At 64.1% G+C, this 2,765-nt stretch carries 3 protein-coding genes, 1 tRNA gene and 1 pseudogene; all 5 read left to right on the plus strand.

The annotated features are described in order from the left end of the window. Positions 1-137 precede the first annotated feature (137 nt). Entirely contained in the window at positions 138-320 is a 183-nt protein-coding gene (locus Q0176_RS05990) for a ferredoxin (protein WP_299300232.1), read from the plus strand. A gap of 51 nt (positions 321-371) precedes the next feature. Next, a tRNA-Ile gene (locus Q0176_RS05995) sits at positions 372-448 on the plus strand. Between the two features lie 94 nt (positions 449-542). After that, a complete protein-coding gene (locus Q0176_RS06000; protein ID WP_299300234.1) occupies positions 543-1,313 on the plus strand; it encodes a Nif3-like dinuclear metal center hexameric protein in 771 nt (256 codons plus the stop codon). 79 nt (positions 1,314-1,392) lie between these two features. Further along, a complete protein-coding gene (trpS, locus tag Q0176_RS06005) occupies positions 1,393-2,397 on the plus strand; it encodes a tryptophan--tRNA ligase (RefSeq protein WP_299300236.1) in 1,005 nt (334 codons plus the stop codon). A gap of 29 nt (positions 2,398-2,426) precedes the next feature. Then, positions 2,427-2,765, plus strand: a pseudogene (locus Q0176_RS06010) (segregation/condensation protein A); the annotation flags it as partial.

The following is a 2,765-nucleotide window of genomic DNA, read 5'->3' on the forward strand; positions in this document are numbered from 1 at the left end:
ACGGATCGGCGGAGCGGACGGACAGGGCATTTTGCCGGCTCGTCCGTCGGCAGGTTTGACGATGAGGCACCAGCATAATACAATAAGCGGAGCGCGCTCCCTGGAGCTTTACGGGTACGGAGGTGAGGATGGGATCCATGAAGGTATCTCTGGATCGCTCGGCCTGCATCGGCTGCGGCGTGTGCACTCAAATAAGTCCGGAATGTTTTGTCCTGGACGAGAATGCGGGGACCGCCAAGGTCCTGCGGGAGGAGAGCGACGATCCGTCCGTCAAGGAGGCAGAGAGCAGCTGCCCCGTAAGTTGCATTCGCGTCGAATGACGGTTAAAATATAGCGTCCGTTCGTGCGTTTTTATTGGTCATGCCATACGAGGGCCCATAGCTCAAGTGGTCAGAGCCGCCGGCTCATAACCGGAAGGTTCCTGGTTCAAGTCCAGGTGGGCCCACCATAGACGATCCGCTCCTACTTTGTGGGAGCTTTTTTTATTTTGAGGAAGCGCCGATTGGAGTTGGAGCTTCCTCGGGATGCCGGAGGTGACGCGCATGAAGTTGAGGTCGGTGCTGGAGGAGATCGATCGGGCTGCGCCCTTTGCCCTGGCCGCCGATTGGGACAACGTCGGGCTGATGGTCGGCGATCCGGATCGGGAGGTCCGCAGGCTGGGCATCGCCCTGGACCCTCTCCCCGAGGCGGTGGCGGAGGCCGCGGAGCGCGGATGCGAGGCGCTGCTGACCCACCATCCCCTTTTTTTCTCCCCGATCCGGCGCCTGGATCTCTCCCGCGATCCGGGGCGGGCGGTCCTTGCCGCCGTCGAACGGGGCGTCGCCGTCCTTGCCGCGCACACCAACTGGGACTCCGCGGAGGGCGGCGTCAGCTTCGAACTGGCCCGCCTCCTGGGGCTTCGGGATGTCTCCGTCCTCGACCCCGATGCCAGGCTGGGGGCGGTCGGGAATTTCGAGGAACCCCTTATGGCCGGGGAGGCGCTGGAGCGGGTCAGGCGGGCCTGGGGATTGTCGTGGCTCGACGGTTACGTGTCCGAGAGTTGTAGTATACTGCGGGTGGCGCTCTGCGGCGGATCGGGAGCCGATCTGTGGCCTCGCGCCAGGGCGGAGGGCGCGGACCTGTACGTCACCGCCGACGCGAAGTATCATGTGCTGCTGGATGCGGTGCGCGAGGGAATGCCGGTCGCCGTCGTCGGCCACGCCGAGATGGAGCGGGCCTCCCTGAAGGAGCTGGCGCGGCGGCTCGCCGTGCCGGGCGTTCTCGATACGGTCCTGATCGAAGCGGGGGGCCTCGCGTCCCCGCTTCGTCTTTAGCGGACGCGTCGCCCGCCGCCTCCGTTTACCAAATTTTCGAGGGGATTTTTGAATTGCAGAACGAAGGGGTGTCTCGTCGGTGAAAGGACGGATTGTGAGCGGAATGAGGGCGACGGGCCTGCTGCACATGGGGCACATGGCCGGTGCGCTGAGCAACTGGGTTCGGCTTCAGGACGATTACGAGTGCTATTACTTTATAGCCGACTGGCACGCGCTGACGTCCAATTACGCCGACTCCGCAAATACCGCAGGCTATTGCTACGATACCCTGCTGGACTGGCTTTCGGTCGGGCTCGATCCCGAGAAGTGCGCCATCTTCATTCAGTCGCACGTCCCACAGCATGCGGAGCTCGGCTGGGCGCTTGCCATGATCACCCCCCTGGGCTGGCTCTACCGCAATCCCACCTACAAGGAACAGATCGAAAACATCAAGAACAAGGATCTCGACACCTTCGCGTTCCTGGGCTATCCCGTCCTGATGGCGGCCGATATCCTGCTCTATCGGGCGGACCGGGTCCCGGTGGGCGAGGACCAGAGCGCACACCTGGAGCTGAGCCGGGAGATCGCCAGGCGGTTCAACCACTTCTATGGGGAGGGGCTTTTGGTCGAGCCTCAGGCCCTGCTGACCGAGACCCCCAAGGTCCCGGGGACCGACGGGCGCAAGATGAGCAAGTCCTACGGCAACTCCCTGCAGATCTCGGAGTCGCCCGAGTCGGTGTGGAACAAGCTGCGCACCATGGTCACGGACCCGGCCCGCATCAAGAGGTCGGACCCCGGAGACCCCGACAAGTGTCCGGTGTGGGACCTGCACAAGGTCTTCAATCCCGATGCTGCCGAGCGCGCGGAGATCGACGCGGGATGCCGTTCCGCGTCGATCGGGTGCGTGGACTGCAAGAAGATGCTGAATGCCCATATTCAGGAGATGATGGCGCCGATCCACGAGCGGCGCGCGAAGTATGCCGGGGACAGAAAGCTCATGGACGATATCCTTGCCCACGGGGCGGAGCGGGCGCGGGCGAAGGCACGGGAGACGATGGATACCCTCTATCCCGCCATGGGGCTTGTCCCGGCCTTCTCCCGGTAGGATTCTGCCCTGAGGCTCCGAGGGGACCGATGCCCAGGGAGGTCTTCGAGGTCTCCGTCGACGGATTCTCCGGGCCGCTCGACCTCCTGTGCCACCTGGTGGAGAGCCGTCAGATGCAGGCGTCCCGCATCAAGGTTGCCCACCTCGTCCGCATCTACGGAGCGTATCTGGCCAGGGCCCGCTCAGCCTCGGCCGAGACGATCGCCGAGTTTTTCTTTATGGCCGCGGGACTTCTGCTGGAGAAGACCCGCTCCCTCCTGCCCGAATCCGCCCCTGGGGCCGGGACGGACTGCGAGGATCCGGACTCCGATGTCGACGAGGAGGCCTTTCTCGAGACGCTGGCGCGCTATCGTCCCTACAGGGAGGCC

The organism is uncultured Fretibacterium sp. (genome assembly GCF_938040765.1).
Lineage (GTDB): Bacteria > Synergistota > Synergistia > Synergistales > Aminobacteriaceae > CAJPSE01.